This window comes from Streptococcus sp. HSISS2, assembly GCF_000448665.1.
GTDB classification, from domain to species: domain Bacteria; phylum Bacillota; class Bacilli; order Lactobacillales; family Streptococcaceae; genus Streptococcus; species Streptococcus raffinosi.
The window spans coordinates 1817344-1842307 of the sequence record NZ_CM002133.1; the positions used below are offsets into that span (position 1 = coordinate 1817344).

A 24964-nucleotide genomic window follows, 5' to 3' on the forward strand; every position below is an offset into this window, starting at 1 on the left:
TTTTAATTATTGAGTGCTTGAGCAGCTGTGATAATCGCTAGATTGTAAATGTCTTCGGCACTAGCACCGCGAGAAAGGTCGTTAACTGGTTTATTGAGACCTTGCAAGATTGGTCCAATAGCTTCGAACATTCCCAATCGTTGGGCAATCTTATAGCCAATATTACCAGCCTGCAAACCTGGGAAGACAAAGACATTAGCTTGTCCTGCTACGTCACTGTCTGGTGCCTTAATAGCCGCTGTTGCTGGAACAAAGGCTGCATCAAACTGCAACTCACCATCAATAGCCAAGTCAGGACGCATCTCCTTAGCAAGAGCTGTTGCTTCAACAACCTTATCCACTTTTGGTGATTTGGCAGAACCTTTTGTTGAGAAGCTAAGCATGGCCACTTTAGGATCAAGCCCGAAAATGGCAGCTGTATCAGCAGTATTAACAGCAATTTCTGCCAGTTCTTGAGCGTTTGGTTCAATGTTAATAGCACAGTCAGCAAAAACCAAACGTTGGTTAGTGTTTTCACGGTTCATAAGGAAAACACCTGAAGTACGTGAAATGCCTGGTTTTGTCTTGATAACTTGAAGGGCAGGACGTACTGTATCAGCTGTTGAGTGAATAGCACCTGAAACCATACCATCAGCAAGACCAAGTTTCACTAACATAACACCAAAATAGTTAACATCACGAAGCAACTTGTCCGCATCTTCAATTGTCGCTTTTCCTTTACGGATTTCAACAAATTTTTCCTTCATTTCCTCAAAGCCTTCATAGGTTTCAGGATTAATAATCGTATAGTTAAAATCTGCAAAACCAAGATCATTCAAGATTTTGTGAACCTCAGCTGGGTCTCCCAAGATAATAGGATCCACCAATCCTTCAAATTTCAAACGGGCAGCTGCACGAACCACACGGTCGTCATTACCCTCAGGAAAAACAATCTTAATGTTCTTTCCTAAAATACGTTCACGAAGTTCACCAAATAGACTACGCATAAATACTCCTCAATCAATCTTTTTAGTTTGTAAGTCCATGATAACGGTTTCAAAGTCATCTGTCAAGGAAGACGCAAAGACCATCTCTTTCTTGGTAAAGGGATTGACAAAAGCAAGACGGTGACAATGCAAGGCCTGACGTTCAATCCCATAATTTAGAGAGCCCCCATAAAGGTCATCTCCCAAAAGAGGAAGGCCCAAATGAGCAAAGTGCACACGAATCTGGTGCGTCCGTCCAGTATGAAGGTTAATATCAACCAACTTAACTCGCCCATAATCACCTACCAAACGATAACTGGTATGAGCATATTTCCCTGATTTATGGACCCGACGTGTGATGATGGAATCCACATCACGCGCAATGGGTGCAATGATTTCTCCCTGTTCCTCAAGTTTAGTATCACCCTCCACCAAGGCATAGTAGTGCTTTTTAATGGACTTCTGCTGCAACTGCTTATCCATACGTGCATGGGCATAACCGTGCTTGGCAAAAAGCATGAGCCCAGACGTGTCCTTGTCCAGACGTGTCACAATATGCACTCGCTGATTGGGATAATCATTGCTAACAAAGTGATATTTGACAAAATTAGCCATGGTGTTGTCATGATTGACACTTGGAATACTAGCATAACCATATGGCTTGTTCACCAACAAAAAGTTGTCATCTTCATAGACAATATCCAAGTCAAACGGGATGGGAGTTAAGGTATCATGTGGTGCCTCATCAGGAATCTCTATAGCGACCACATCTCCCTCATGAACAGGGTAGGTCGCAAACTGCTCCTCACCATTGACCCAGATATGACCGCCCTCAAACTTAATCTTAGCCAAAAGTCCTTTGGAAACATCATGCTCCTTCAAAAAAGTCTTTACTCGGCAGGAACGTCCCACAGTAAATTCATATCTCATTCTTCCATGTCTCCGATAAAGGAATCACGTACACGCTCCCAGAAACTGGTATGACTGGCACTAGCCACAAAGGAAATCTTACGCTGGTCAATTGAGAACTCTACCTTTTGCACATTACGATTAGTGTAGGTTTTATTATCGACCGAAAGCGTGTAGCTCCCCATTCGGGTAGGATAAACGGTAATTTTCTCATTCTTAGGAACAATAAGTGGACTGCCCAAGGTACGGTAAACACGGTTATTAAGACTGGCAATCTCAGTCAATTGCAGGGCCTCAATAGTGGGATGAAGAACTGCACCACCCAAGGATTTATTGTAGGCAGTCGAACCTGTCGGTGTTGCTACAGACAGTCCATCCCCACGGAAGCTCTCAAATAAGATGTCATTGAGGCAGACATCAGCTGCCATAGTTTTTTCATTACGTTTAATAGCTGCTTCATTGAGTGCAATTGATGTAAAGGAACGGCCATCAGCCAAGGTTAGCTTGACATTTAAGAGCGGGTAAGAAATCTTCTCGCCGCGATCCTTACGCAAGGTCTCGATCAACTGCTCAACCTCACCATCTAAATAATCTGTATAAAATCCCAAATGCCCCGTATGAATGCCAACAAAACGCACACGAGCAAGCTCTTTTTCATACATATGAAAGGCTGATAGCAGCATGCCATCACCGCCGATAGAGATGACCACATCAGGATTTTTCTTGGTTAAATAAAAATCAGGATCGTCTCGAAAGGCATTAAAAAGTTTTGAGGCAACACGCCTACTCTGGGGCTTACCATTAGCAATAATAGCCACCTTCATCTCATCCGAAAAGGTCTTCATCTGTGTCATCACTATTTCCTACACTATCTTTCAAAGTTCTGTTGATTGGATCAAAGAGCAACTGAGCATCTCGAATATCATCACGTATCTTACGCATCTCTTCATCAAGCTGATAGGCCATGCGTGCCGTATTTTCCAAGCGGAGTTTAATCTCCTCTGGAAAATTTCCCTGATATTTATAATTAAGGGAATGTTCAATAGTGGCCCAAAAGTTCATGGCCAAAGTCCGAATTTGAATCTCGGCAAGGATTTCCTTACGGCCATCAATGGTATCAACAGGATAAGCCACGATAACATGATAAGAACGATAACCCGAATGTTTACGGTTCCTAATATAATCACGCTCTGAGACTATGGTCATATCACTACGGTGACGCAAAAGACCCAAAACCTCATCCACATCATCAACAAATTGAACCATAATACGCAGTCCAGCAATATCTTGCATTTCCTTGGCCAAATTCTCAACAGACAGGCCACGTAGGGCAATTTTTTCCTCAATGGAAGCCACTGACTTCACACGGCCCGTCACAAATTCAATGGGCGAATGACGATTTTTCTTACGAAATTGTTTACGAATGCCTCGGAGCTTAATCTTGAGCTCACCTACGGCCTGAATATAGGGGTCTAAAAATTCTTCCCAATCCATGGTCAAGATAGGACTCCTCCTTGTCAAAAGCTTTAGTTTTTTATAAAATAAAACAATCTGTTATATTATACCATATTTAAAGGACGAGGGAGGGACACACATGAACCATTTAGAGATAGAGTACAAAACTCTACTCACCAAAGATGAGTATAATCGTTTGGCTATGCTTTTCTCCCATGTAACACCTGTTACACAAACAAACTATTACATTGACACCATTCAGGGTGATATGAAGAGCAAAAAGTTGTCTTTACGCATCCGAACGCTCCCGACTCACGGAGAGCTGACCTTGAAAATTCCTGAGAAGGTTGGAAACATGGAGTACAACGTCACCATGGATTGTGCAGAGGCTAAGGCTATGACCAAGTCACTAGACTTTCCCGATTGCCAAATCAAATCCATTCTTCTGGAGCGTGGGGTTAAGTTAGAGGACTTGACCATTCTCGGGCATTTAACCACAACCCGTCGTGAATACCAGACCAACATTGGGCTTATGGCCCTTGATGTCAATGTTTACGCTGACAAGAAAGACTATGAACTGGAGTTGGAAGTTTTGGATGCCGAAAAAGGCAAAGATGACTTCGATGCCTTTCTTAAAGAAAATAACATTAACTTTAAATATGCCAAAAGTAAGGTAGCACGCTTTGTAGCTACTCTCAAGCGCGACAAAGACTAATTAACAATAGCTGATAAAAATTCTGCTCATTAGTTACGATGTCAGTCTATAAAAATTCATTCCATTTCTGAGACAAGGTTTGTGCCTTGTCTTTTTTGATAACCAAAGGAGTAGCCAGAAATACCACTACTGTTTGGTCTAAAAACGCATACAAGAGACAATTTTTCTCTAAAGGTTCGTCATTTTCGTTCATATCATGGTTTGATGGCTGAAATTTCTGCTGCTTTTTGCTAAAATAGAACTATCTGTAGTTTAATTTATAATAGCCCTAACTGGGCTTAGCACTTATTTATTAAAGGAGTCACCATTATCATGGTACATCAAAAAGCAAACCCACAATTGAAATTGTTCTCTCTCAGCTCAAATCCCGAAATTGCTGAAAAAATTGCTGAGGCTACCGGATTGCCACTTGGTAAAGTTTCTTCACGCCAATTCTCTGATGGAGAAATCATGATTAACATCGAAGAGTCTGTTCGTGGGGACGATATTTATATCATCCAATCTACAAGCAACCCTGTTAACGACCACCTTTGGGAATTGCTCATCATGATTGATGCCTGCAAACGTGCCAGTGCTAACTCTGTCAACGTGGTTATGCCTTACTTTGGTTATGCACGTCAAGACCGTATCGCTGCGTCACGTGAACCAATCACTGCTAAATTGATTGCCAATATGCTGGTTAAAGCTGGTGTTAACCGCATTTTGACTCTTGATCTTCACGCTGTCCAAGTTCAAGGTTTCTTTGACATTCCAGTGGATAATCTTTTCACGATGCCTTTATTTGCGGAATACTACGACGAAAAAGGATTCACAGGTAGTGATATTGTCGTTGTTAGTCCTAAAAACTCTGGTGTTAAACGTGCACGTGGTTTGGCAGAATACCTTGATGCCCCAATCGCTATCATCGACTACGCCCAAGATGATGCTGAACGTGAAGAAGGCTATATCATCGGTGAAGTTGAAGGCAAAACAGCCATCATTGTTGATGATATTCTTAATACTGGTAAAACTTTTGCCGAAGCTGCCAAAATCCTTGAACGTGCTGGTGTGAAAGACATCTATGCCGTAGCTAGCCACGGTCTCTTCGGAGGTGGAGCTGCTGAAATCCTCAACGTTGCACCAGTCAAAGAAATTTTGGTGACAGACTCCGTTGCAACTAAAGAAAAAGTTCCTACAAACGTTAAATACATTTCGGCAAGTAAGCTCATTGCCAACGCTATTACTCGTATCTTTGAACGCCAACCACTTAGCCCACTCTTTGCTTATAAATCTAACGAGGACTAAGCTATGGTTTATTTGGACAATGCAGCGACAACACCATTGAATGCCACTGCTATCTCTGCTATGACCCATGTCATGACTGAAACCTTTGGAAATCCATCGAGTCTTCATGCTTATGGGCGCCAAGCTTCCAAAGAACTCCGTGAAGCACGTGAGGAAATGGCCAAACAGTTCGACGTTCCTGCCCGCAAGCTTATCTTCACTTCTGGTGGGACTGAGGGCAACAATACAGCAATCAAAGGTTACGCCCTCGCCAATCAAGCTAAGGGGAAACATTTGATTACGACGGCCATTGAACACCACTCGGTACTTCACACCATGGCCTATCTGGAAGAACGCTTTGGTTTTGAAGTAACCTATATTCAACCGAAAAATCAGGTTATCACAGCACAACAAATCGCTGATGCTCTACGTGACGATACCATTCTCGTTTCTGTCATGTATGCCAATAACGAAACTGGCCAACTGCTTCCTGTCAAGGAAATTGGGAACTTACTCGCTGACCACCAGGCTGCCTTCCATGTGGATGCCGTTCAGGTTGCAGGGAAACTTCCTATTCACCCTGAGGAACTCGGTGCCGATTTCGTCTCTATCAGCGCCCACAAATTCCATGGACCTAAAGGTGTCGGCATGCTCTATCATAATGACTTGCACTTTGACAACCTTCTCCATGGTGGTGAACAAGAGGAAAAACGCCGTGCCAGTACTGAAAATCTAGTCGGAATTGCAGGAATGACCGCAGCTTACAAGCATGCTAGCGAGAATTACCAAGCCAATTACCAACATGTGGAAACAATTCGTCAGACTTTCCTAGACGCTCTTACCGTTCCTTACGAGATTAATAGCGCTGGTCCTAGCCTACCTCACGTTATCAACATCAGTTTTCCTGGTAAGGAAAATGGTCCTCTCTTAACTCTGTTAGATTTGGCTGGTTTCGCTGTCTCAACAGGCTCTGCTTGTACTGCTGGAACCGTTGATCCCAGCCATGTCATTCAATCCCTCTATGGCAAGGATTCTGACAAGCTAAAAACAGCCATTCGCATTAGTTTATCAGAGGAAAATACCGCTGAAGAACTCCAGGCCCTAGCAGAAAACTTAATCAAATCATAGGAGACTAACATGGCATTTGAAAAAAGCATTCATTTGACTGACTGTAAGTACCGTTACACCATCAGTCCTAATGTTAAAAAATTCACTCTACGTGATACGACTTTTGTGCAAAATAAGATTGGAAACTACGAGTTGCACCGCCTTCTCGAAAAAGTGCCTAACTCAGGCGAAGGTTTTCCACTCAAAATCACTATTAACAAAGACTTGACAGGCTTCAAATTGTCTATCACAGACAAATCTGGCCTTCGTAACGTTAATATCTTTAAAAATGAAGATCACCACATCTTGCAAGAAAAATTCTACTTCTTGATGCAGAGCTTGGTTGATCGTAACGTTTTCGAGCAAGAAGAAGTATAAATTTTTTCTTACTACATAGAAATAGCCTATCCATGTGATAGGTTTTTTATATCGCCTCATCTACACTATTTTGTTGCAATCTTCACAAACTTTTCTTAAAATATAAGAGAATCATACTAATTAAAGAAAGGAAAGCGATCAATGACATTTGAGAAAAACATCCCAAACGCCACTGCCAAACGTCTCTCTCTCTACTATCGTATTTTCAAACGATTCCATCGTGAAAATATCGATAAAGCAAGCTCTAAACAAATTGCTGAAGCGATTGGGATTGATCCTGCTACTGTTCGTCGTGACTTCTCCTATTTTGGTGAGCTAGGTCGCCGTGGTTTTGGTTATGACGTAAACAAGCTGATGACATTTTTCGCTGAACTCCTAAATGACAATGCGACTACCAAGGTACTCCTTGTAGGTGTTGGTAATGTCGGGCGTGCCCTTCTCCACTATCGTTTTCAAGAGCGTAACCGCATGCAGCTGGTCATGGCTTTTGACACGGATGATAACGAATTGGTAGGCACTCAAACTGAGGACAATATCCCTATCTATGGAATTTCTCAAATCAAAGATAAGATTGCCCAAGAAGACATCAAAACAGCCATCCTGACAGTGCCATCTATCAAGGCACAGGAAGTGGCTGATCTTTTGGTTGAAGCTGGTATTGAAGGCATCCTCTGCTTCTCTCCAGTTAACCTTAATCTTCCTCGCCATGTGGTTGTCCAGTACGTGGACCTCACTAGTGAACTACAAACCCTACTCTATTTCATGAAAGAAGAAGAAAAATCAAGGAGAAGTAATGACTAAACCTATTATCGGAATCACAGCCAATGTAAGGCCAAACCCAGCCCATGAAGATATTAACTGGTCCTATGCCCCATCTGGCTTTGTAGAAGGAGTTCAAAGAGCCGGTGGCCTAGCAATCCTACTACCAGTATCCGATCCTTCGGAAGCCAAGACCTACATCTCCATGATTGATAAGCTTATCCTGATCGGTGGGCAAAACGTTGACCCTAAATTCTACAACGAAGAGAACCATGCCAGTGAAGATGACTTCTTTCTCGAACGGGATATCTTTGAAATGGCACTCATCGAGGAAGCCACTAAGCAGAAGAAACCCATCTTTTCAATCTGTCGCGGTACCCAACTCATGAATGTCGCACTAGGTGGTAGCCTCCATCAAGATATTGAAAATCACTGGCAAGACAAACCTTCTGATTACCTCTACCATGAGATGATTGTTGATGAGAACAGCAAGTTGGCAGAAATCTACGGATGTGGAACCTCTATCAACTCCTTCCACCATCAAAGTATCAAACACTTGGCCTCTGACCTTCGTGTCATTGCGCGTGACCCTGAAGATAACACTGTTGAAGCCGTTGAGTCAAAAACGCCAAACCTTCGCTTCTTAGGCGTACAGTGGCATCCTGAGCTTCTCCTAGACAAACGTGAAGAAGACCTCAAACTCTTTGAATACGTCGTTAACGAACTATAAAAGCAACTGAGACTGCACTCAGTTGCTTTTATAGTATTTCTATCAGGGGACTCTTGCTAGAGCTCAAAATCCTCTCTTTCCTCTCGGAAAGAATAATAGGTGGATTTGCCTACAATCAAATGATCAAGGAGACAAATCCCCAAGTCATTGCAAGACCGCTTGATCTTTTGCGTAAAATCAATGTCATTATGACTAGGGTAGGCCTCACCAGACGGGTGATTGTGAACCACTATTAAAGACGTTGCCATCAGATGACAAGCATAATGCAAAATCTCACGAGGCTCTGCAATCGAACGACGCACCCCACCAATAAACACCGTCTTTTGCTGAATGATACGATTCTGCGTATCCAGGTAAATGGCCACCAAATGCTCCTGAGGCTTGTCCCCAATATCCAACATCATACGACGGGCCACCTGCTGACTAGACATAATCTGCTCAGAACGAGCCAACTCAGCCTTCTCAATCCGCTTAGACAGCTCCACCATAGCCTTCAACTCGATAGACTTCACACGCCCAATACCAGGAATGGCCTGAAGTTCATTTAAAGACAAGCGAGACAAATCTGCCAAACTCGTCATTCCTTTCAAAATACGACTAGCCATAGATAAGACCGACTCCGACCTAGTTCCCGTTCGCAGCACTATGGCCAACAGCTCCTGATCTGACAAAACCTCCGCCCCCTTCTGCAAGAGACGCTCACGAGGCAAAAGTCCCGACTCCTCAGCTACAATACTATACATAAGAAAAAACCTCCTACTTACTTATTCGTAAGTGGGAGGGGGAAATTAAATAGATGAGGATTTTTTTAAACCTATTTTTCTTAAAAAGGCCTTTTGATAGGCTGAAAACTTATCCTTGAGTGTCAGTGGTTTCGGAATCTTTTCCGTCTCAATAAGATAAACCTTATGTCGTTCGGCATAAGATATTGCTTCAGAAGTTATTATACGATAATCGATTCCTTCATCCCAAACTTTTCGATAAAAGAGATAATCCAGAACATTCTCATCAAAATGATAAAAAATGGGTTTATCCTTTAGTATAATTTTCCCAAAAAAATCTTTTGACATCCACATGGAGCCTTGGAAAACATAGAGTGAATTATTAGTAGCTTTTAGACATTGGTTATTTAAGTCAAGTTCCTGATTATGGTTTAAAGTGCTGATTGAGTCTGTCCAATAAAGTTCCTTAGACAAATCAGCAAACACCAGACCAACCTCTGGAAAATGTGTAAAAATTGATACTACTCTCTCTTCATCTAATAGCATATCCACTAGAGCATGTCTTGTAGCTTCATCAACAAGGCGACCTTCATTTCCAAAGTCTGATGTGTGAAAATGTCCAACAAAGTCATACTCTCTAAGCTGAGATACCAAAGATACTAAAGCATGATAATGATTTTCAAAAGTTTGAGAAACAAGATGGAATCTATCTTTCTCAAAACGATTTAATAAGATAACCTCAACTTCATTTCTATCGATATGGCTTGAAAGGGTAAAATAGTAGAAAGCAGACAAACTTGTGTCCGTAAATACTTTTAGTCTCTCTACATCACTAATGTGTACATGAATAGCTAAACGACAATTGAGCCTTGTAATTGTGTTAAAGTTAGAATCAACCATCTTATCATCTAAAAATACCAAACTATCAGGGGAATGATAACGGTTCAGATGCGACTTGATTAGTGCCACCGGATAAGTTGATCGGTTAGTAAGATAATCTAAAAGTAGTTTTCCTTTTTTCTCATCACCTGTAAAAGCTTTCAACTTAATAAAGGGTACCTTATGCTCAAGGGTACTTATTGGTCTGTAATAAGAAAAATCAGGGTGAATTAAATCTTCTGCCTCTTCATCAATGGTATTAAAGACAGCATCATAATGAAAACCTGCTTCAACCAGAACACTAGTAACTTTAGTTTCGTAATTGTCAATAACATCTTGAACGTCGGTAAAAGTCTTTATAGAAGTCCAAAATTTTTGAAAGGCATCTGAAGCAACAACATGCTTTTTGAAAGATATAAAATAACTTTGTAGATGCTCATCGAAATATTTGGTTTTTCTAAAATTCGTCATTCCCCAAAAGTCAACATTCGAACGTTTTTCAAAGCCTTCAACTAAGTCAGTCATATCCCATAGAGGACCAAAGCAAGTATCATTCATGAGTGTAACTGAATCGAAATCCGTTAAATGGTCAAAACCGACATGAGCCATACCATCTCTCCAAGCTGCAAAATCAAAGCCTAGATTTTCTCTTTGTAATACCTTCTCTACACCCAGATCTTTGAGAGTTTGTAATGTGGACCCTGTTAGTTGACTATTTGAAATCACAATAAGTTTAGAAAAAAGTGGTCTAAGCTGCTCTAATTGATAGAGCACATGACCACTTAATTCGTTGTACTTATTATAATGAACATACAACAAGAGACGTTTCATTTATTCCTTAATCTCCCATTTTCCATTTCTCTGAACCATACCAGTTGCAGAATCTTTTGCTGACTTATCATCATCTTCAATATCTGTTCGATTTAAGAGAATGACTGGTGAATTAGCTGAATCAGCAAAAGCAATCATCTGATCATCATTATCTCTTATAGAGACTTGAAGCTTGAGCTTAATATCATTCAGATGAGCCAAACTGCATTTATATGTGAGTGTTTTTCTTCCTGAACCACTGGTCTTATTGTCCAAGGAATTGTCATTATAAATCCAGATACCACGGTCAATATCTGTAATTGAAAAGGCAATATAGGTCTCAATATCTTCATTCACATCATAAGAAATCTCGAATGAAATATCTTGATCAGGACTAATAATATTTTCAGTCAAAAGTTTAACTTGTAAATTAGTGATTTTGGGATTTTCAACCACCACATCATCATTTGAAACTTTTTGACCAGCAGCATTATCAAAGCTATATTGATTGGCAACTTCATCAGGATCACCAACAACTTTGACTAGACCATGTTCAATCAGAACTGCCTTATTACAGTACTTTTTAACCGCTGACATGTCATGGGTCACCAAGATAGTTGTCTTTCCAGATTGCTTACGTTCCATGAAATAATCATTACATTTACGTTGAAAGGCCTCATCACCCACGGCCAACACTTCATCAAGGATGAGGATATCACCTTGGGCCTTGATAGCTACAGAAAAGGCAAGACGAACCTGCATACCACTTGAGTAGTTCTTCAACTTTTGATTCATGAAGTCATGAAGTTCAGCGAAATCTACAATGTCATCATACATGGCGTCTACTTCTTCTGTTGAGAAACCAAGCATAGCCCCATTCATGTAGACATTCTCACGGCCAGTCAATTCTGGGTTAAATCCAACCCCCAGCTCAATGAAAGATACCAACTTACCATCAATGGTAACCTTACCTTTTTCTGGAACATAAATCTCAGAAATAATTTTTAGAAGCGTTGATTTCCCTGAACCATTACGTCCAACAATTCCATAAAAATCACCTTTTTCGACTTCAAAAGAAATATCTTTCAAGACATGTTGCTCAGTATACCCTTTAATCCCTTTAAAGCGATTAACAAGAGTTGTTCTTAGACTCTGGCTCGCCTCAGTTGGCAATTTAAAATACTTACTTACATGATCTACTTTTACAGCAATATTATTTGACATTATAGAATCTCCGCAAATCGTTTAGCATTTCGATTAAAGACAAGGAAACCAATGATAAAAATCACAACAGGAATCGCATAAGGAACAAAAGCAATCAATTTATTGTTAATAATATCCCATCCTCTTGGGTTAACTGGGTCAATGATAAAATGACGCATATCCTGTAAAATCTGAGCGATTGGATTCAGCATCATAACCTTTGCAACAAACGTCTGGTTTCTTTGAAGAAGGTAAGTGATGGAATAGATAATCGGACTCGCATACATACCTGCTTGAAGTACAACTTCCCAGACAGGACCAATATCACGGTATTTAACAAAGAGTGCCGACAAGATAAAAGCAACTCCCATGGCCATTAAGAGAACCTCCATGAAAAGAGGAATAATGACCAAGGTATTAATACCAATCGGAACCTGATTAATTAAGGCAAATGCAAAAACAACCACTAGGTTAATCAAGAAGTTAATTGCAGCTCCTAGTACAGATGAGATAACAATTGTTTGCTTCGGAAAGTTTAGTTTACGTAAGAGATCACCTCGTGAAACAATAGAGAGCATTCCCATATTGGTAGCCTCAGTAAAGAAACTCCAAAAAATCATGGCTAGAAGCAAGCCTACAGCATAGTGTGGTGTCCCGTCATCAAATCTCAAAAAACGAACGAAGACAAGATACATAATTGTAAACATCATCAACGGTTTCAAAATAGACCAAAGATAACCAATAAAAGAACCCTGATAACGTAATTTAAAATCTGTTTTAATCAGTTCCTTAAGTAAAACTCGATTTTTCTGACTAAAGAATTCCATTTAGTCCTCCTTATACATGAATTTTGTCAAAATCAAACTCGTAAATACAAAGGTGTGAAAGGCTCTATTTTTACGATAACCATATGTTTTCAAACGACGATAACGCTCGCTTAACCCTTGATCCATTATAGTCACAAAGTTCTCAACCAGCTCTTTCTTTTTAGCATTCAATGGCAAAGAAAGAAGATTTTCCGCCTGATTCTGACTAGACTTAATCAACATCCAATATTTGTTGAACAAGGTCTGAGGGCGAATCCAATTCTGCATACGTTTCCGAAGCGTTCTAGCTCCCAAGACATTATCCGCATGCTGACGGTAAAGCTCTGTTGGCTGGTCAATATAAACAAGATTGCCAAATGCTGACGCAAGCAAACCTAAATACCAGTCATGCATCAGAAGCTCGTTAGTTTCCTCACCAGTCCATAATTCAGCCAGAGCATGATTGATTAAAGACACACCACCTGTAACAGTGTTTTCTGTCATTTCTTGAACCAATTCCGTATTAGCATGGTCAGACTGAGTACGAATCATACTCTCATGAAGCACCTCTAAATCTTGGTTCACAACCTTTAAATCCGTATATACCAAAAGGGGTTTATCAGACGGGTAGTGACTTGCTTTCTCAAGTTGAAGAGATAGCTTCTCAGGTAACCAAGTATCATCCTGGTCTGAGAAAAGATAGTAGTCAGATTCTTGATACTTCAAAAGCGTAAAGAAACTCTTTATAACACCTAAATTTTCAGTTTGATCAGGATTGATGAAAACAATGCGATCATCTTCTGAAGCGAAACGTTTGATAAGGTCTCTCGTTTTATCATTAGAACCATCATCGCGAATTAACAAAGTCCAATCAGTATAAGTCTGTTGCTGAATACTCTCTATTTGCTCTGCTAAAAAGTTCTCGCCATTATAAGTAGACATGAGAATAGTTACTTTCATGATAAAAATAGCTCCTCGTATTCACCCACGATTTTTTCCCAGGTGTAATTTTCTTTCATATTTTCTTTAGCAGCATTTCCCAAGTCTTCAAATGATACTTGACCATTTACAGAATCAATCAAACCCGACAGATTTCCATCGACTTTGTTCCAATACAAGGCAGTCTCTTGAGCAACCTGATGGTTAAAGTCTACGTTAAAGATAAGGTTGAGATTCGTTTGAGCCAGAGCTTCTAATAAACCTGGATTCGTTCCACCTACTTCATGTCCATGAATATAAGCGAAAGCCTGGTTTCGGATATACTTAAGCAAATCCTGATCATAGACAGTTCCCACAAATTTCACACGTTTATCTTTATCAAATCCTGTTATCTGTCTTAGTTCATCAAAGTAAGGATTACCTTCATGATTACAGATAATAACAAGATCACGTTCTGTAGAGGACTTCATAAACTCTCGAATCGCCGTTTCATAGTTATTTTCTGGAACAAAACGCCCTAATATCAAATAATATTCTTTTTCTTGAGTTTGCCATTTTTGATACCAATCTCGAACAGAAGCATCCTCAGCAGTCAAGGTCGTCTTTGATAAATCCGTTCCATAAGCAATAAAAGTTGTATTAGACCACGGATAGGTATCATGAATATAAGTCTCAATACCTCGATTATCAGAAATAATGAGGTCTGCATACTTTGTCATTTCTTTTTCAGAGTATTTGAGATAACTTTGAACAGGTTTAGACCACTTAGCACGCTTCCATTCTAAACCGTCAGGATTGACTAAAAGAACTCCACCAATAGACTGAATTTTCTTTGCGAAATAGGCGATGAAGGCACCTATAGTATTCCCTAAAATATAAAAAATCGGTTCTTGAATTTCCTCTTTTTTAATAAACTTCAAACTATAATTGATAGCCATCATATCATAAGCTATAACACGCGCAGGACCTAGTTTGGGAGGATTAACTGTAAAACAATCCGTTCCCTTATAATCAAAATGCTTGCCTGTACGTTCATCCGATAAGCAAGCCACATGATAACGTATTCTAGGCGATACCTTATGCGAGACCAATTTCTCAACAAATGTCTCGAAGCCACCGTACTGAGCGGGTAAACCACGACTACCTATGATAAAAATATCCTTCAAAGTTTACCTCCATTCGCCACGTCTCTAAAATACACAGAATCATACATAGTAGCTTTTATTATACCATTTTGGAAGGTATTTTGCATGACTGAACAGAAAGAGTAAAACAAAAAGGCCGTCAAAAAACGGCCTCTCTATCCATAGACATGGAAAACTATATTCTATCTTAATTTATTTTCTTAAGCTGAAATAATTTCTTTATAGCAGATTTGACACTCTTTGTTAGAGCTTTTTTGGTATTTAGAAAATCTATGTCAGACTTATTGACTTTTTTATGATGCAATTCATTATCCTCAAGCTTTTCAGTAATATTAGCGTAAACACTCTCAAGAGAGTATCTCTCTTTCAAACTAGGAACAGCTTGTACTGCTTCACGTTTCTCTTTATTAAATTGAGCAAGGGTATCTGAAATGGTTCTTGTTAATGCTTTTAAATCACCCAAATGGTACATATGACCTTGCTCATTCATATATTCAAAGGCAGATCTGTGTCCTGCATTATCAGATAAAATTGTTGGAATGCCATTTAAAACAGACTCAACGTAAACAAGACCAAACGTCTCCATACTAGATGGAAAAACTGTTAAATCCTTATCAGTAATCATAGACCAAGGATCGTCTACATGTCCTAAAAAGGAAATAGACTTCAGATGATGTTCTGCAATATAATCATCACAAATTTGTTTATAGTCCTCATCCCATGCCCCTAAAAATACAAGCTCAGTTCCTTCTAGATTAAGTAATTGAAAGGCCTTAATCAACTCAAGCTGATTTTTTCTCTGAGTCAAACGACCAACTGAAATGATACGATTATGGAAATTTGAGTCTGTTTTAATCTCTTCTTTTGGATCCATTTGAGTATATGGGGCAAAGGAATAAATCTTTCTGTTAAGAAAATACTTTTCCAAATCTTCTGTTAAAGCGCCCGTAACAGCAAAAATGTCATCTGAGAATTTATCTATAAAGTCCAGTTTTTCCTTATAGTAACCAAATTCTCCCTCAGGAAATTCATGGATTAACCAAAAATGTTTGACATTCTCAAAAGCCGCAGCAAGTGCGCCTTGAAAAACATTTACCGTATTACTGATGACAAGGTCTACCTTGTTATCTACGATAATATTTCGAATATCTTTAATATTCTTATTGTAGGAGGTCACTCGCATAAAATGATTACCTGGTGAGCCACCTGGTGCTTCTTCCCACCACCATTTGACTGCTGTAAGACCATAGGTTTCAATTCCTGCATTCTGCAATGCTGTTCGATATTCTTCTTGAGATGGCACTTTATAATCCGGAAAAACATTCAAGACACGATAACCTTCGTCTACTAGAAATTTCATCAAATTGACGATAGAAATTTCAGCACCATTATCCAGGGTCCCTGTCGGAGAAATAAATAAAATTGTCTTAGTCATAAATTATGCAAATACCCCCCAGTAATGGAAAAGAATCAAATACATAGCAACTAGGAAATTAGCTACTAAAGTCACTGTTGCTATTTTCAATCGTCTATGTCGAGATAAATCGATATTAGCCATATTAGCTACTAGAGGTAATAAAAGAATGATAAATGGCGTAAAATAACGTCCTTGAGAACCAACTGATATATTAGCTCCCTTACCAAGAACAAGAGGTGTCCACTGGATATACATCACTGTGATTGCAGCTAAAATCTCTAATAAGAAGAGAATCCATGATGCATTTGCGAAATCTTTGGTAAAGAAATCCTTCTTGCTTGAGAGAAATAACAGAGTCAAAACTATAATGTCAATGAAAATTAACCAAAGTGGCATTTGCAAGGTAAGATTCCCAAGGTAGCCAAACATTCCAAGGGACAAGATACCATTCAAATTATCATTCAACTCAGGATTGAAAAGTGTATTACGCAAAACGTCTCCATAATGGTGAAGACCACCCTGATTCTTCATCAAAAATTGAAGAACCGCAACAACACCCACAATAAAGAGAAGATAGAAGACTCCTTTAAATTTCGAAATAAAGGCCTTGACTGCTTGCATTGGACGATTTAGAAAGGAAAGGGCACCTTCAAACTTAAACGGTACAAATGGTATTAATCCCAACACTAGAATGTTATTTGGTTTAGTCGCTAAAAGTAAAATCGCAAGACCTATCACTTGAATAAGATTACGATTGGTAAAACGTTTAGAATAGGCAAGATTGGTGATAAAACCAAGAGCCAACATCACTTCCAAGTAGTTCATCACATCATAAGAAAGTGATGAAGCCTGTTGAACCATAATAGGTAAAAGCGATATAAACATTAGGGCTGTCTTTCCATACTTGAAATAACGTATTAAAAAGTAAATTCCTAGAATATAAGCCAATGCATTAAAAATACGGCCCATATAAATGATCATACCAACTGTAGGACTAATCCAGCTTCCAATCGTCATCCCTATCAACTGTGGAATAAAGGAGATTGATTTCAAACTCACACCAAAATGAAAAGGTTCCTTGCTCATATCAATTTTTTGAGCAAAAATCTGTTTATATTCTGCTAGTTTAACCTTATCATTACTTGGAATCTCGTTCATCCACTTAAAAGATTTCTCAGTTGGTTTATGGAAGGTTTCCCATGTCATGCGTGCATGATTTGTCTCATCTGGCACACGATTAATCGGAAACACAAACATAAATGAGAAAATAAAAATCGTTGCTAATATGAAAAATAAATTTTCAACTTTTATCTGTTTAATTCTGTTCAAAATAAGTCACCATTTCATCTTTCTTGCTTAAGGTACAATTTCCAAGGACCTCTCGGTAAGCTAATTCAGCTAACTTTTGTCTTAAATCTGAAGATAAAACTAAAGCCTCTAGCTTGTCAAACCACTGATCATCAGTAGCTAACAGACCTGTTTCACCATCAATAACCACATCCGAAAAAGCTCCTATCTTGCTCGCTACTGTTGGCACTTTTACCAAAGCAGCTTCAATCCACTTAATCTCAGATTTGGCACGATTAAAGATAGAATCCACAAGCGGTGCCAGGTTAATATCAACCTCGCTAATCAAGGCAGGCAGTTTATCCCAGTCCACATAATCGTGAGTGACAATTTGATTTTCAAAGAGCTTCATATCTTTTGGAATATCAAGAATTCCGACAATATGTAATTGAACATTACTATATTTTGTAAGCAGTTGCTTAATAGCTGGTTTAATCAATTCAAAATTCTCATTATGACTAATTGAACCAGAGAAATAACCAATCTTAACAATGTCTGATACTTGAGAATAGTCCTTAATAAATTGACTACTGATAGAGATTAACTCATCAGAGGCTAGATTACGATTAAGCAAAACCTTGCTTTGATACTTCTTCAACTCCTCTTGCAACTGGTTAGTTGAAGTAATGGCACCATCACAGTTCTCTAACATATAACCGTAATTTCGAACACCTGCATCATAGTTTCCTTTTTCAACCGAATTAAGCCCTTGCGTATAACTCAATTGGTCTGTATAAACCGTATCAAAGACTAAATCATCAATATCAAAGAAGACAGGTTTTCCATATTCTTTAGCCAAATGACAGAGACGCAAAAGTTCAGGTGAGATTGGTGAACGGTAGATAATGATGTGACTAGCGTTTTGAGCCATCGATAGTTGGAAATCAGATAGGTTAACAACTTTGACTGCAAAACCATGCTTACGTAATTGCTCTGCCTTATTCAAGACACGGTAACGGGTACATTGCGGAATAATATTTTCAACCCCATCAATCAATAGAATATATTGATCACGTGGAACCACCTTAAATTTATTCACAATATCTTCCAGAATTGACACTGGATAATCAGTTTTTTCTGCAACAAAGTCCAACAAGTCAGGGACTTCTGAATCACGATCCAGACCTTGCCACAAGAACTGGTCTTCATCATAATTTTTCAGAGCCGTATATTTCACCAAAGGACTACCTGCTTTGAGCATCTTAAGCGGGTGGATATACATGGCAGAATCTTCGTATTCTTGCACGACCGCATCGAAACGATAACCCAAATCAGCAAAATGCTTGGTAAAACGTGTCTCATGTCGACCAATAGCCTTATCACGAGAATCTGTATCCGTCAAATGTGTCCAGTACTCATAAAAGTCATCATCGTTTAACATGAGCTTTTCAATAACTAGGAAATAAGATTGAAGATGCTTAGGAATGTAGCCATAAGGATTCTCTTTAGTAACATCCTCTTGTTCTTCTCCAAAGGAAATTCCCCAGAAATCTAGTTTCTTATCAGCCATTTCCTGGAACACTTGAGACAAATCCCTCATCGGACCAATATTAGTATCATTCACCAAGAGGAGCTGGTCATAATCTTTAAGCTTATCTTTACCAAAGGCAAAGATTCCTTCTCTAAAGGCCGCAGTATCATATCCCTTGTTATCACGAGTCAAAACCCTACCGTAAGTCTCAAGGGTATTAATATCATCATCGTGAAGCTGTCCATTGACAACTACAATAACATCATCTACCAATGGAGCCAAGGCTTGCAAGAAACGTAATTTGTATTCTTGAAGACGAGCTTCAGACTCAAAAATAACATAAACCAACGCTTTCTTACCATTATGGGACAAGGCAGAGCGTTGACTATTTCTGAGACGTCGTAACTGGCGAACCTTAAGTGGTGTCATTCGACGACGTAGCTGTATCACTTTGACTTTTAAAGCTCTCAAATAATTTTTAATTGCCTTTGGATTCTTAGCAATTACTCCTGCTGTCTTTATAGGTGTAATTAGTGCGTTCCCCAAACGATATGACAGTGAACCTCGGATAAGCTCTATCTCTTTATGGGCACCCTTCAATCGCTTAGATTGTGCACCCTTCCTTTGTTCAATTTGATCGCGTTCTTTTTTCAAGCGATTAACATAGTCTGTCACTTCATCGTGATGTTTAAGCAAGCTATCTAACCGCTCTTCCAAAACCATGAGGTTATCACAAACTGCCTTGTAAACTTCATGAGGAAGCTTATCAAGATATTTCTCAAGAATGTCAAGATAGATTTCATAATGGTAGCGAACTGAGTCACGTCCAGAAATTGACCCTGTTTCAAAGACACGATAATTAAGCTTAGTGCTTGGCTGATATACCGCTTTAGCACCGTTATTAATAATCAAGTTCAATAAAAAGTCATAATCTTCAAGCTTTTTACGATTTAACTTCTCATCATAACGAGTATTTCCAATAATACTTCTACGAATCAAAGAACAATTATCAATAAAACTAGCATTTAGGAAAGCAGTTAAATCAAATTCACGGCTTTTGAGGTAGAACTCTTCTTTTTCTGGGTTAAAAAGATCACAGTACACGATGTCAGCATTTGTTTCCATCAACTTACTATACAACTGTTCCACATAATCCGCATCGAGGTAGTTATCACTATCTACAAATAGCAAATAATCACCTCTAATAAGCTCGAGTCCTAAATTTCGATTATTTACCACCCCAAGGTTTTCATGAGTTTCAAATGTTGTCTCAAAAGGTGAATCCTTCAAAACCTCTTGGATAATTTGAGTTGAACTATCCGTCGAACCATCATCCAAAACGATTAATTCGATATTTCGATAAGTCTGATTAAAAATACTTCGCAAGCATTGCTCAATATACTTTTCGTGATTATAACAGGTAACAACCACTGAGATTAAATTATTCATTTTTCCATCCATTTTGTTTAACAAAATATCAATTAGTACTTGATATCTACTAACATTACTAGCTTCAAAGATTACGGTGATAACCAATCTTTGAAGGTGCATACTACCTCAATTATACTATAGTTTAAACAAAAAGAAAAAGTCCCCTTGCTATTGAGAAACAAAAAAAGCAGAGCGAATCTGCTTTTCATTATTTTAATATTAGCTCGTTAGCCATTTGTCTTCTGACTCTTCACATATTGTTTCATTAGCCCCTTAGCTACCCACTTTGGCCAGAAGAGTTCATACATATACAAATCTTCTTTACTACGAGTATTATCAGCGATAGTTTTAGAAGTCTCAGACTCTTCATGAATTCGGTGACACATAAGCTTATCTGCTACATAGATAAAACGTCCCTTGAACTCGCTAATCTTATACCAAGCATACCAGTCAAGGCTAACCTTCATCTCCTCATCAAAATAGAAATTCTTCAACTTTTCAAGATTATAAGTGACAGCTGGACAACAAATAGGATTTCCAAAAGCCATCACACGATTGCGCCAAAAATGACTAGCTGGAAAAAGATTCAAGGTTTTGAGCATCAAGGTTTTGATCTTAAGATTTGTATTGGCAGGAATCTTAAGACCATTTTTTCTTCAAAATAATCAGAATATCCAATTAAAACATCAGAATTTCTTTCCATTTTGCCCAATACTTTCTCAGTGTATTCTGGCTCATAGTAGTCATCTTGATGAGCTATTGTAGCATATTTAGTCTCTACAAAAGACATAGCATTGTTCCAATCCTTACCAATTCCTCCACCTTGTTTAGTATAAAATGGGATAGCATAACGCTGGCAAAGTTCCTTAATCGAATCAAGTGGCGTTGAACTATAACAGATAATTTGTGATTTAAGAGTTTGATTTTTCAAAGATTGAATACAAGCTTCTAGATAATCACTTTCTCCATAAGCACAAATTACCCAAGTATGATTATCCTTCATTCTTTTCCTCTTTCTCAACAACGTGACTCTTTAGAATTGATAATTCTTGAACCAAATGCTTAATCTGTTCCTTTTGCTTTGACAATGTCATGGTTTGTAAAAAAGCAATAACTAGCAAGAAGAAGATTGCAAGCGACAATAAGAAATTTGATGTCAGTTCAAATCCAAGTAATCCTGCAAAATAAACCGGAATAACATCAAAAATGGAGATAATAATCATCACAAGACTGATGACAATCCACATGAAGGCTTGCTCAAATAAAATATTATTCTTGTTGATATTCCTAATGACTAAATAAAGGAAAAGATTGAAGCTATTAACATCACAATAGATAAAACTGACATTATTCACTCTCCCTCATAAAGGCTGCAATAACAATCGAGGAACACACTTCAAGCATATAACGAATGGATTTAATTGGCGTAATAGAAGAAACGCCACCAGTGCGTTCAAACATATTCGCTGGTTGCTCAACAACTCGATATTTACGTTTCAAAATATGAACAATAGTCTCTGGTTCTGGATACTTGATTGGATAACGTTTAGCGAATTGTTTGATAATAGCTTTATCAGCTAAACGATAGCCCGATGTCGTATCTAAAACTCTTTGGCCTGTCGTCCATTTGATGAGATTAGAAATCACACTAATTCCAAAACGTCGCATAAACGTCGTTTGAAATTCCGACTTAACATCACCAACAAAACGAGAACCAATAACTAAATCTGCTTCATTTTTTCGAATTGGCTCAAGCAGTTCTGATAGAGACTCAATATCATGCTGTCCATCACCATCAAATTGAACAGCTACATCATAGTCATGCTCCAGTGCATATTTGTAACCTGTTTGAACCGCGCCACCAATTCCAAGATTCATAACAAGATTAACAGCATTAAAATGATTCTCTTCCAAAATTTCTTTTGTCTTATCAGTTGATCCATCATTGATAACAACATAGTCCAACTCAAAATCAACTTTCTTGCGGTAATTCAAGATACTTGTTACCGTGTCGAAAATGCTTTCCTCCTCATTGTAGGCAGGAATAATCATTAAAACTCTCATGTATTCTTATTCTTTCTGTGTTTAATACGTCTATCTTTTATTTTTTTGGAGTTGTTTTTTTCGGTATTTCATAAATGCTGGTATCAGCGAGTTAATAATCTTATATCTCAACATTGGAAAAGGTTTCATAATTATATTAAATGTCTTAAAACAAATAAAGTATAATTCCCAACCTGTTTCCATAGGAGTTTCAGACCAAGGTGTCTTTTCAAAATAATAAAGATAATGCTTTCTTAGTTTATGGGTATTTCCCTTTCTCCAAGGACGTTCTTCTCCCAGATAATGTACAATGATTGGGCTCTCAATAGCTTCTCGCAACTCTTGTCTACTTATAAACTCAGCTGGTAAAGATAGTTTTTTTAACACCCTATAAGGGTAAAAAAGTATATATTGAAGAAATTATATTTTGGAGAAATAACATAGATATCATCTTTTAAAGATCCATTAATTGCATCTTGATCATTAGCAAAAAGATTGCCACCATGTTTTTATAATACTCTAGGACTTTCTCTCCAAGTTTACGCTCTCTCCATCTCTGCAAATCAATAAGTAGAACACCAGCATTACAATACATTTGTTTGTCCAGACCTAGAAATTCTCTTCGCCCTGCATCAACAGTAGATTCAGGCCCCATTCCAATTGAACGGTTACCCATGTCTAATTTCCATAGAGATTCAAGACTTCCCAATACCAAGGTATCACCATCTAAATACAAAATTCTATCAATATCCTCTGGTAAAAGCTTGTCAACTAAAAGGCGTGCCAACACAATTGGTGACCAACCATTTGTATCAAAATCAAAATCTATCAGGCTCCTAAGATTAGGTAGAGTAATAAAATGAACTGAACGACCATAAAGTTTAGTGAATTCTTGTAGTTTAGCTTTATTAACCTCAGAGATATCGGTATTTAGTAAGTAGATATTAATTTCATCCATTGATTTATTATTCTCAAAAATTGAACACATACATGTTGCAACTTGTGGAACAAAAGCGTTATTTAACGTAAATAAAATATTCATTAACTTCTCTTTCTTTTATCGTTATTATTTACCCAAATATAAATTATTATGCTAGTGCTAAAAAAGATAATCATTGAAATTAAGAATGATAACGATGCACCAAGAACACCTTCTGACCTTACAAATGACAATGTGGTCAATTTAGCCACAATAAAGGTAGTTATATATGAAATCACTAGATATGATTGCTTTCTAAAAATTGTCATAACTATATCAATAACAAGTGCCAACACATTAAGAATACCTCCCGCCAGAAGAATTGCAAAAGGTACTTTATATTCTACCAATAATGTTCCGTAGACTAAACCTAAAATCTCTGTACCTATTAGATAACCTAGACCAATAATAATTACACCTAAAACTGTCATGGCTGCAAACAAGAGACGAACTTGCTTATAAAATAACTCATATTTCTGTTCATACCAATAAATAGACAATTGTGTCGTCAAAGGTCTTAAAACGAAAAATAAAAGGGATAGAACAAAGACGGGCATAAACAACACATTAAAGTCTCGCTGAATACCATTGGAAAAAAATCCCTGGGTTAAAAGCAAGTCAATATCAATCTTAGCTTCATTATAGACATAGGTAATCAAAAAACCATTTAGAAATAAAGGAAAAGCTTCTTTCAAAATAGAGGTAATATTTTTTCTATCTTTTATTATTGATGGAAGAAAATCTACTTTAAAGTTATTTATAGAAACTCTATAATCTAGTATAGCTGTGAGAAATAGATTTATCAAACATATAATGCCACTTGAAAGCAATAAAGATTTTGTTAGGAGCAAACTTAACCCAAAGACTAATATACAGACCCAACTTCGAAAAAACTGAACCTTTCCAGCTAAATCAGATCTATTTCGTTGTTGAAAATACCCCTGAAAAACATCCGAATAGGCATCAATTGCTCGATAAAATACTAAAAGTAATATAATTATTGCTTTATATAAATCATATCCCTGTACAAAAACATATCCAAGAGAGGTTACTAACATCATAATAATTGTTACTATACGTGTATTATGGTAGGAAACAAATGAATACCTTTCTTTAACATCTGTAGATTGCATATTACGTATTTGAAAATATCCTAACACAAAGAACTGCTGTCCAAGTGCGTACGCAATACTAAAAATATCTGAATTTCTAGAATCAAGAAGTCTGGACGCTAAAAGTAGGAGAATAACTGAAATTAAAGAAGACGAGATAGTTCCCAACATATTCCAAATATAATTCTCTTTCATAGAACTTTGGTTAGATATTTTTTCTGAAATGAGTGGTTGTTGATCCATATTCTTTGTCAAAGTATATTTTTGTGAACTCATTATTTCTCCTACAAAACGATTTTTCCCTTTATTATACTATAGATTTTTTAAAAAGTGAAAATCCCACATAACGATTCACTAAACCACTTAAAAAAGAGGTCAT

21 protein-coding genes and 3 pseudogenes are annotated in these 24964 nt (G+C 37.9%); 6 read left to right on the forward strand and 18 right to left on the reverse strand.

Annotation, left to right across the window (positions count from 1 at the left end; all coding sequences use genetic code 11):
- Window positions 1-2: 2 nt before the first annotated feature.
- The 4 genes from pta to HSISS2_RS07795 are packed head-to-tail and all read right to left on the reverse strand — an operon-like array spanning window position 3 to window position 3374.
- Window positions 3-986, reverse strand: coding sequence for a phosphate acetyltransferase (gene pta / locus HSISS2_RS07780; RefSeq protein ID WP_021146213.1), 984 nt, complete (start codon window positions 984-986; stop codon window positions 3-5).
- A gap of 9 nt (window positions 987-995) precedes the next feature.
- Window positions 996-1895, reverse strand: a complete 900-nt coding sequence (locus tag HSISS2_RS07785; RefSeq protein WP_042767097.1) for an RluA family pseudouridine synthase — start codon at window positions 1893-1895, stop codon at window positions 996-998.
- Window positions 1892-2728, reverse strand: coding sequence for an NAD kinase (locus HSISS2_RS07790; protein ID WP_021146215.1), 837 nt, complete (start codon window positions 2726-2728; stop codon window positions 1892-1894). Before HSISS2_RS07790 ends, HSISS2_RS07785 begins: the two co-directional genes overlap by 4 nt.
- Window positions 2700-3374 (reverse strand): GTP pyrophosphokinase family protein, encoded by a 675-nt coding sequence (locus tag HSISS2_RS07795; protein ID WP_021146216.1) that lies wholly within the window; start codon window positions 3372-3374, stop codon window positions 2700-2702. Before HSISS2_RS07795 ends, HSISS2_RS07790 begins: the two co-directional genes overlap by 29 nt.
- 94 nt (window positions 3375-3468) lie before the next feature.
- Here HSISS2_RS07795 and HSISS2_RS07800 point away from each other — a divergent pair, with 94 nt between their 5' ends.
- The 6 genes from HSISS2_RS07800 (at window position 3469) to HSISS2_RS07825 (ending at window position 8281) form a co-directional block, all read left to right on the forward strand.
- Window positions 3469-4044, forward strand: coding sequence for a CYTH domain-containing protein (locus HSISS2_RS07800; RefSeq protein ID WP_021146217.1), 576 nt, complete (start codon window positions 3469-3471; stop codon window positions 4042-4044).
- 312 nt (window positions 4045-4356) lie between these two features.
- A complete protein-coding gene (locus tag HSISS2_RS07805) occupies window positions 4357-5328 on the forward strand; it encodes a ribose-phosphate diphosphokinase (protein WP_021146219.1) in 972 nt (323 codons plus the stop codon).
- A 3-nt stretch (window positions 5329-5331) separates the two neighbouring features.
- Window positions 5332-6435, forward strand: coding sequence for a cysteine desulfurase family protein (locus HSISS2_RS07810; protein ID WP_021146220.1), 1104 nt, complete (start codon window positions 5332-5334; stop codon window positions 6433-6435).
- Window positions 6436-6444: 9 nt separating this feature from the next.
- Window positions 6445-6792 (forward strand): DUF1831 domain-containing protein, encoded by a 348-nt coding sequence (locus HSISS2_RS07815; protein ID WP_002884733.1) that lies wholly within the window; start codon window positions 6445-6447, stop codon window positions 6790-6792.
- 141 nt (window positions 6793-6933) lie between these two features.
- Window positions 6934-7593 carry a redox-sensing transcriptional repressor Rex gene (locus HSISS2_RS07820; RefSeq protein ID WP_021146221.1) on the forward strand — a complete coding sequence of 220 codons (660 nt, stop codon included), beginning with the start codon at window positions 6934-6936 and terminating at the stop codon, window positions 7591-7593.
- Window positions 7586-8281 (forward strand): gamma-glutamyl-gamma-aminobutyrate hydrolase family protein, encoded by a 696-nt coding sequence (locus HSISS2_RS07825; protein ID WP_021146222.1) that lies wholly within the window; start codon window positions 7586-7588, stop codon window positions 8279-8281. Before HSISS2_RS07820 ends, HSISS2_RS07825 begins: the two co-directional genes overlap by 8 nt.
- 56 nt (window positions 8282-8337) lie before the next feature.
- Here the strand turns inward: HSISS2_RS07825 and radC are convergent, their stop codons facing one another.
- The 14 genes and pseudogenes from radC to HSISS2_RS07895 form a co-directional block, all read right to left on the reverse strand.
- Complete coding sequence (gene radC, locus HSISS2_RS07830; RefSeq protein ID WP_008535178.1) at window positions 8338-9024, reverse strand: DNA repair protein RadC; 687 nt, start codon at window positions 9022-9024, stop codon at window positions 8338-8340.
- Between the two features lie 45 nt (window positions 9025-9069).
- Complete coding sequence (locus HSISS2_RS07835; RefSeq protein WP_021146223.1) at window positions 9070-10713, reverse strand: rhamnan synthesis F family protein; 1644 nt, start codon at window positions 10711-10713, stop codon at window positions 9070-9072.
- On the reverse strand, window positions 10714-11916 hold the full coding sequence (locus HSISS2_RS07840; protein ID WP_021146224.1) for a polysaccharide ABC transporter ATP-binding protein: 1203 nt from the start codon (window positions 11914-11916) through the stop codon (window positions 10714-10716).
- Window positions 11916-12722, reverse strand: a complete 807-nt coding sequence (locus HSISS2_RS07845) for an ABC transporter permease (protein ID WP_021146225.1) — start codon at window positions 12720-12722, stop codon at window positions 11916-11918. The genes HSISS2_RS07840 and HSISS2_RS07845 overlap by 1 nt, the downstream gene beginning before the upstream one ends.
- Window positions 12723-13661, reverse strand: a complete 939-nt coding sequence (locus HSISS2_RS07850; protein WP_021146226.1) for a glycosyltransferase family 2 protein — start codon at window positions 13659-13661, stop codon at window positions 12723-12725.
- The gene (locus tag HSISS2_RS07855) at window positions 13658-14806 is read right to left on the reverse strand and encodes a beta 1-4 rhamnosyltransferase Cps2T (RefSeq protein ID WP_021146227.1); all 1149 of its coding nucleotides are present in this window, start codon (window positions 14804-14806) and stop codon (window positions 13658-13660) included. The genes HSISS2_RS07850 and HSISS2_RS07855 overlap by 4 nt, the downstream gene beginning before the upstream one ends.
- Window positions 14807-14972: 166 nt before the next feature.
- Window positions 14973-16220, reverse strand: a complete 1248-nt coding sequence (locus tag HSISS2_RS07860) for a glycosyltransferase family 4 protein (RefSeq protein WP_021146228.1) — start codon at window positions 16218-16220, stop codon at window positions 14973-14975.
- Between the two features lie 3 nt (window positions 16221-16223).
- The gene (locus tag HSISS2_RS07865) at window positions 16224-17531 is read right to left on the reverse strand and encodes a DUF2142 domain-containing protein (RefSeq protein WP_042767098.1); all 1308 of its coding nucleotides are present in this window, start codon (window positions 17529-17531) and stop codon (window positions 16224-16226) included.
- Complete coding sequence (locus HSISS2_RS07870; protein WP_042767261.1) at window positions 17518-20469, reverse strand: rhamnan synthesis F family protein; 2952 nt, start codon at window positions 20467-20469, stop codon at window positions 17518-17520. The genes HSISS2_RS07865 and HSISS2_RS07870 overlap by 14 nt, the downstream gene beginning before the upstream one ends.
- Window positions 20470-20678: 209 nt before the next feature.
- Window positions 20679-21454, reverse strand: a pseudogene (locus tag HSISS2_RS07875) (glycosyltransferase family 2 protein).
- Window positions 21444-21799: pseudogene (locus HSISS2_RS07880) on the reverse strand (DUF2304 domain-containing protein). Before HSISS2_RS07880 ends, HSISS2_RS07875 begins: the two co-directional pseudogenes overlap by 11 nt.
- Window positions 21799-22515 (reverse strand): glycosyltransferase family 2 protein, encoded by a 717-nt coding sequence (locus tag HSISS2_RS07885; RefSeq protein ID WP_042767099.1) that lies wholly within the window; start codon window positions 22513-22515, stop codon window positions 21799-21801. The pseudogene HSISS2_RS07880 and the gene HSISS2_RS07885 overlap by 1 nt, the downstream one beginning before the upstream one ends.
- A gap of 30 nt (window positions 22516-22545) precedes the next feature.
- A pseudogene (locus tag HSISS2_RS12235) lies at window positions 22546-23536 on the reverse strand (glycosyltransferase family 8 protein).
- On the reverse strand, window positions 23536-24861 hold the full coding sequence (locus tag HSISS2_RS07895) for a lipopolysaccharide biosynthesis protein (protein ID WP_021146236.1): 1326 nt from the start codon (window positions 24859-24861) through the stop codon (window positions 23536-23538). Before HSISS2_RS07895 ends, HSISS2_RS12235 begins: the two are co-directional and overlap by 1 nt.
- Window positions 24862-24964: the final 103 nt, after the last annotated feature.

Bases quoted from the DNA above. Each gene is read 5' to 3' on its own strand.
- pta (WP_021146213.1), bottom strand. From the start codon at position 986: ATGCGTAGTCTATTTGGTGAACTTCGTGAACGTATTTTAGGAAAGAAC.
- HSISS2_RS07785 (WP_042767097.1), bottom strand. From the start codon at position 1,895: ATGAGATATGAATTTACTGTGGGACGTTCCTGCCGAGTAAAGACTTTT.
- HSISS2_RS07790 (WP_021146215.1), bottom strand. From the start codon at position 2,728: ATGACACAGATGAAGACCTTTTCGGATGAGATGAAGGTGGCTATTATT.
- HSISS2_RS07800 (WP_021146217.1), top strand. From the start codon at position 3,469: ATGAACCATTTAGAGATAGAGTACAAAACTCTACTCACCAAAGATGAG.
- HSISS2_RS07805 (WP_021146219.1), top strand. From the start codon at position 4,357: ATGGTACATCAAAAAGCAAACCCACAATTGAAATTGTTCTCTCTCAGC.
- HSISS2_RS07810 (WP_021146220.1), top strand. From the start codon at position 5,332: ATGGTTTATTTGGACAATGCAGCGACAACACCATTGAATGCCACTGCT.
- HSISS2_RS07815 (WP_002884733.1), top strand. From the start codon at position 6,445: ATGGCATTTGAAAAAAGCATTCATTTGACTGACTGTAAGTACCGTTAC.
- HSISS2_RS07820 (WP_021146221.1), top strand. From the start codon at position 6,934: ATGACATTTGAGAAAAACATCCCAAACGCCACTGCCAAACGTCTCTCT.
- HSISS2_RS07825 (WP_021146222.1), top strand. From the start codon at position 7,586: ATGACTAAACCTATTATCGGAATCACAGCCAATGTAAGGCCAAACCCA.
- radC (WP_008535178.1), bottom strand. From the start codon at position 9,024: ATGTATAGTATTGTAGCTGAGGAGTCGGGACTTTTGCCTCGTGAGCGT.
- HSISS2_RS07835 (WP_021146223.1), bottom strand. From the start codon at position 10,713: ATGAAACGTCTCTTGTTGTATGTTCATTATAATAAGTACAACGAATTA.
- HSISS2_RS07840 (WP_021146224.1), bottom strand. From the start codon at position 11,916: ATGTCAAATAATATTGCTGTAAAAGTAGATCATGTAAGTAAGTATTTT.
- HSISS2_RS07845 (WP_021146225.1), bottom strand. From the start codon at position 12,722: ATGGAATTCTTTAGTCAGAAAAATCGAGTTTTACTTAAGGAACTGATT.
- HSISS2_RS07850 (WP_021146226.1), bottom strand. From the start codon at position 13,661: ATGAAAGTAACTATTCTCATGTCTACTTATAATGGCGAGAACTTTTTA.
- HSISS2_RS07860 (WP_021146228.1), bottom strand. From the start codon at position 16,220: ATGACTAAGACAATTTTATTTATTTCTCCGACAGGGACCCTGGATAAT.
- HSISS2_RS07870 (WP_042767261.1), bottom strand. From the start codon at position 20,469: ATGAATAATTTAATCTCAGTGGTTGTTACCTGTTATAATCACGAAAAG.
- HSISS2_RS07885 (WP_042767099.1), bottom strand. From the start codon at position 22,515: ATGAGAGTTTTAATGATTATTCCTGCCTACAATGAGGAGGAAAGCATT.
- HSISS2_RS07895 (WP_021146236.1), bottom strand. From the start codon at position 24,861: ATGAGTTCACAAAAATATACTTTGACAAAGAATATGGATCAACAACCA.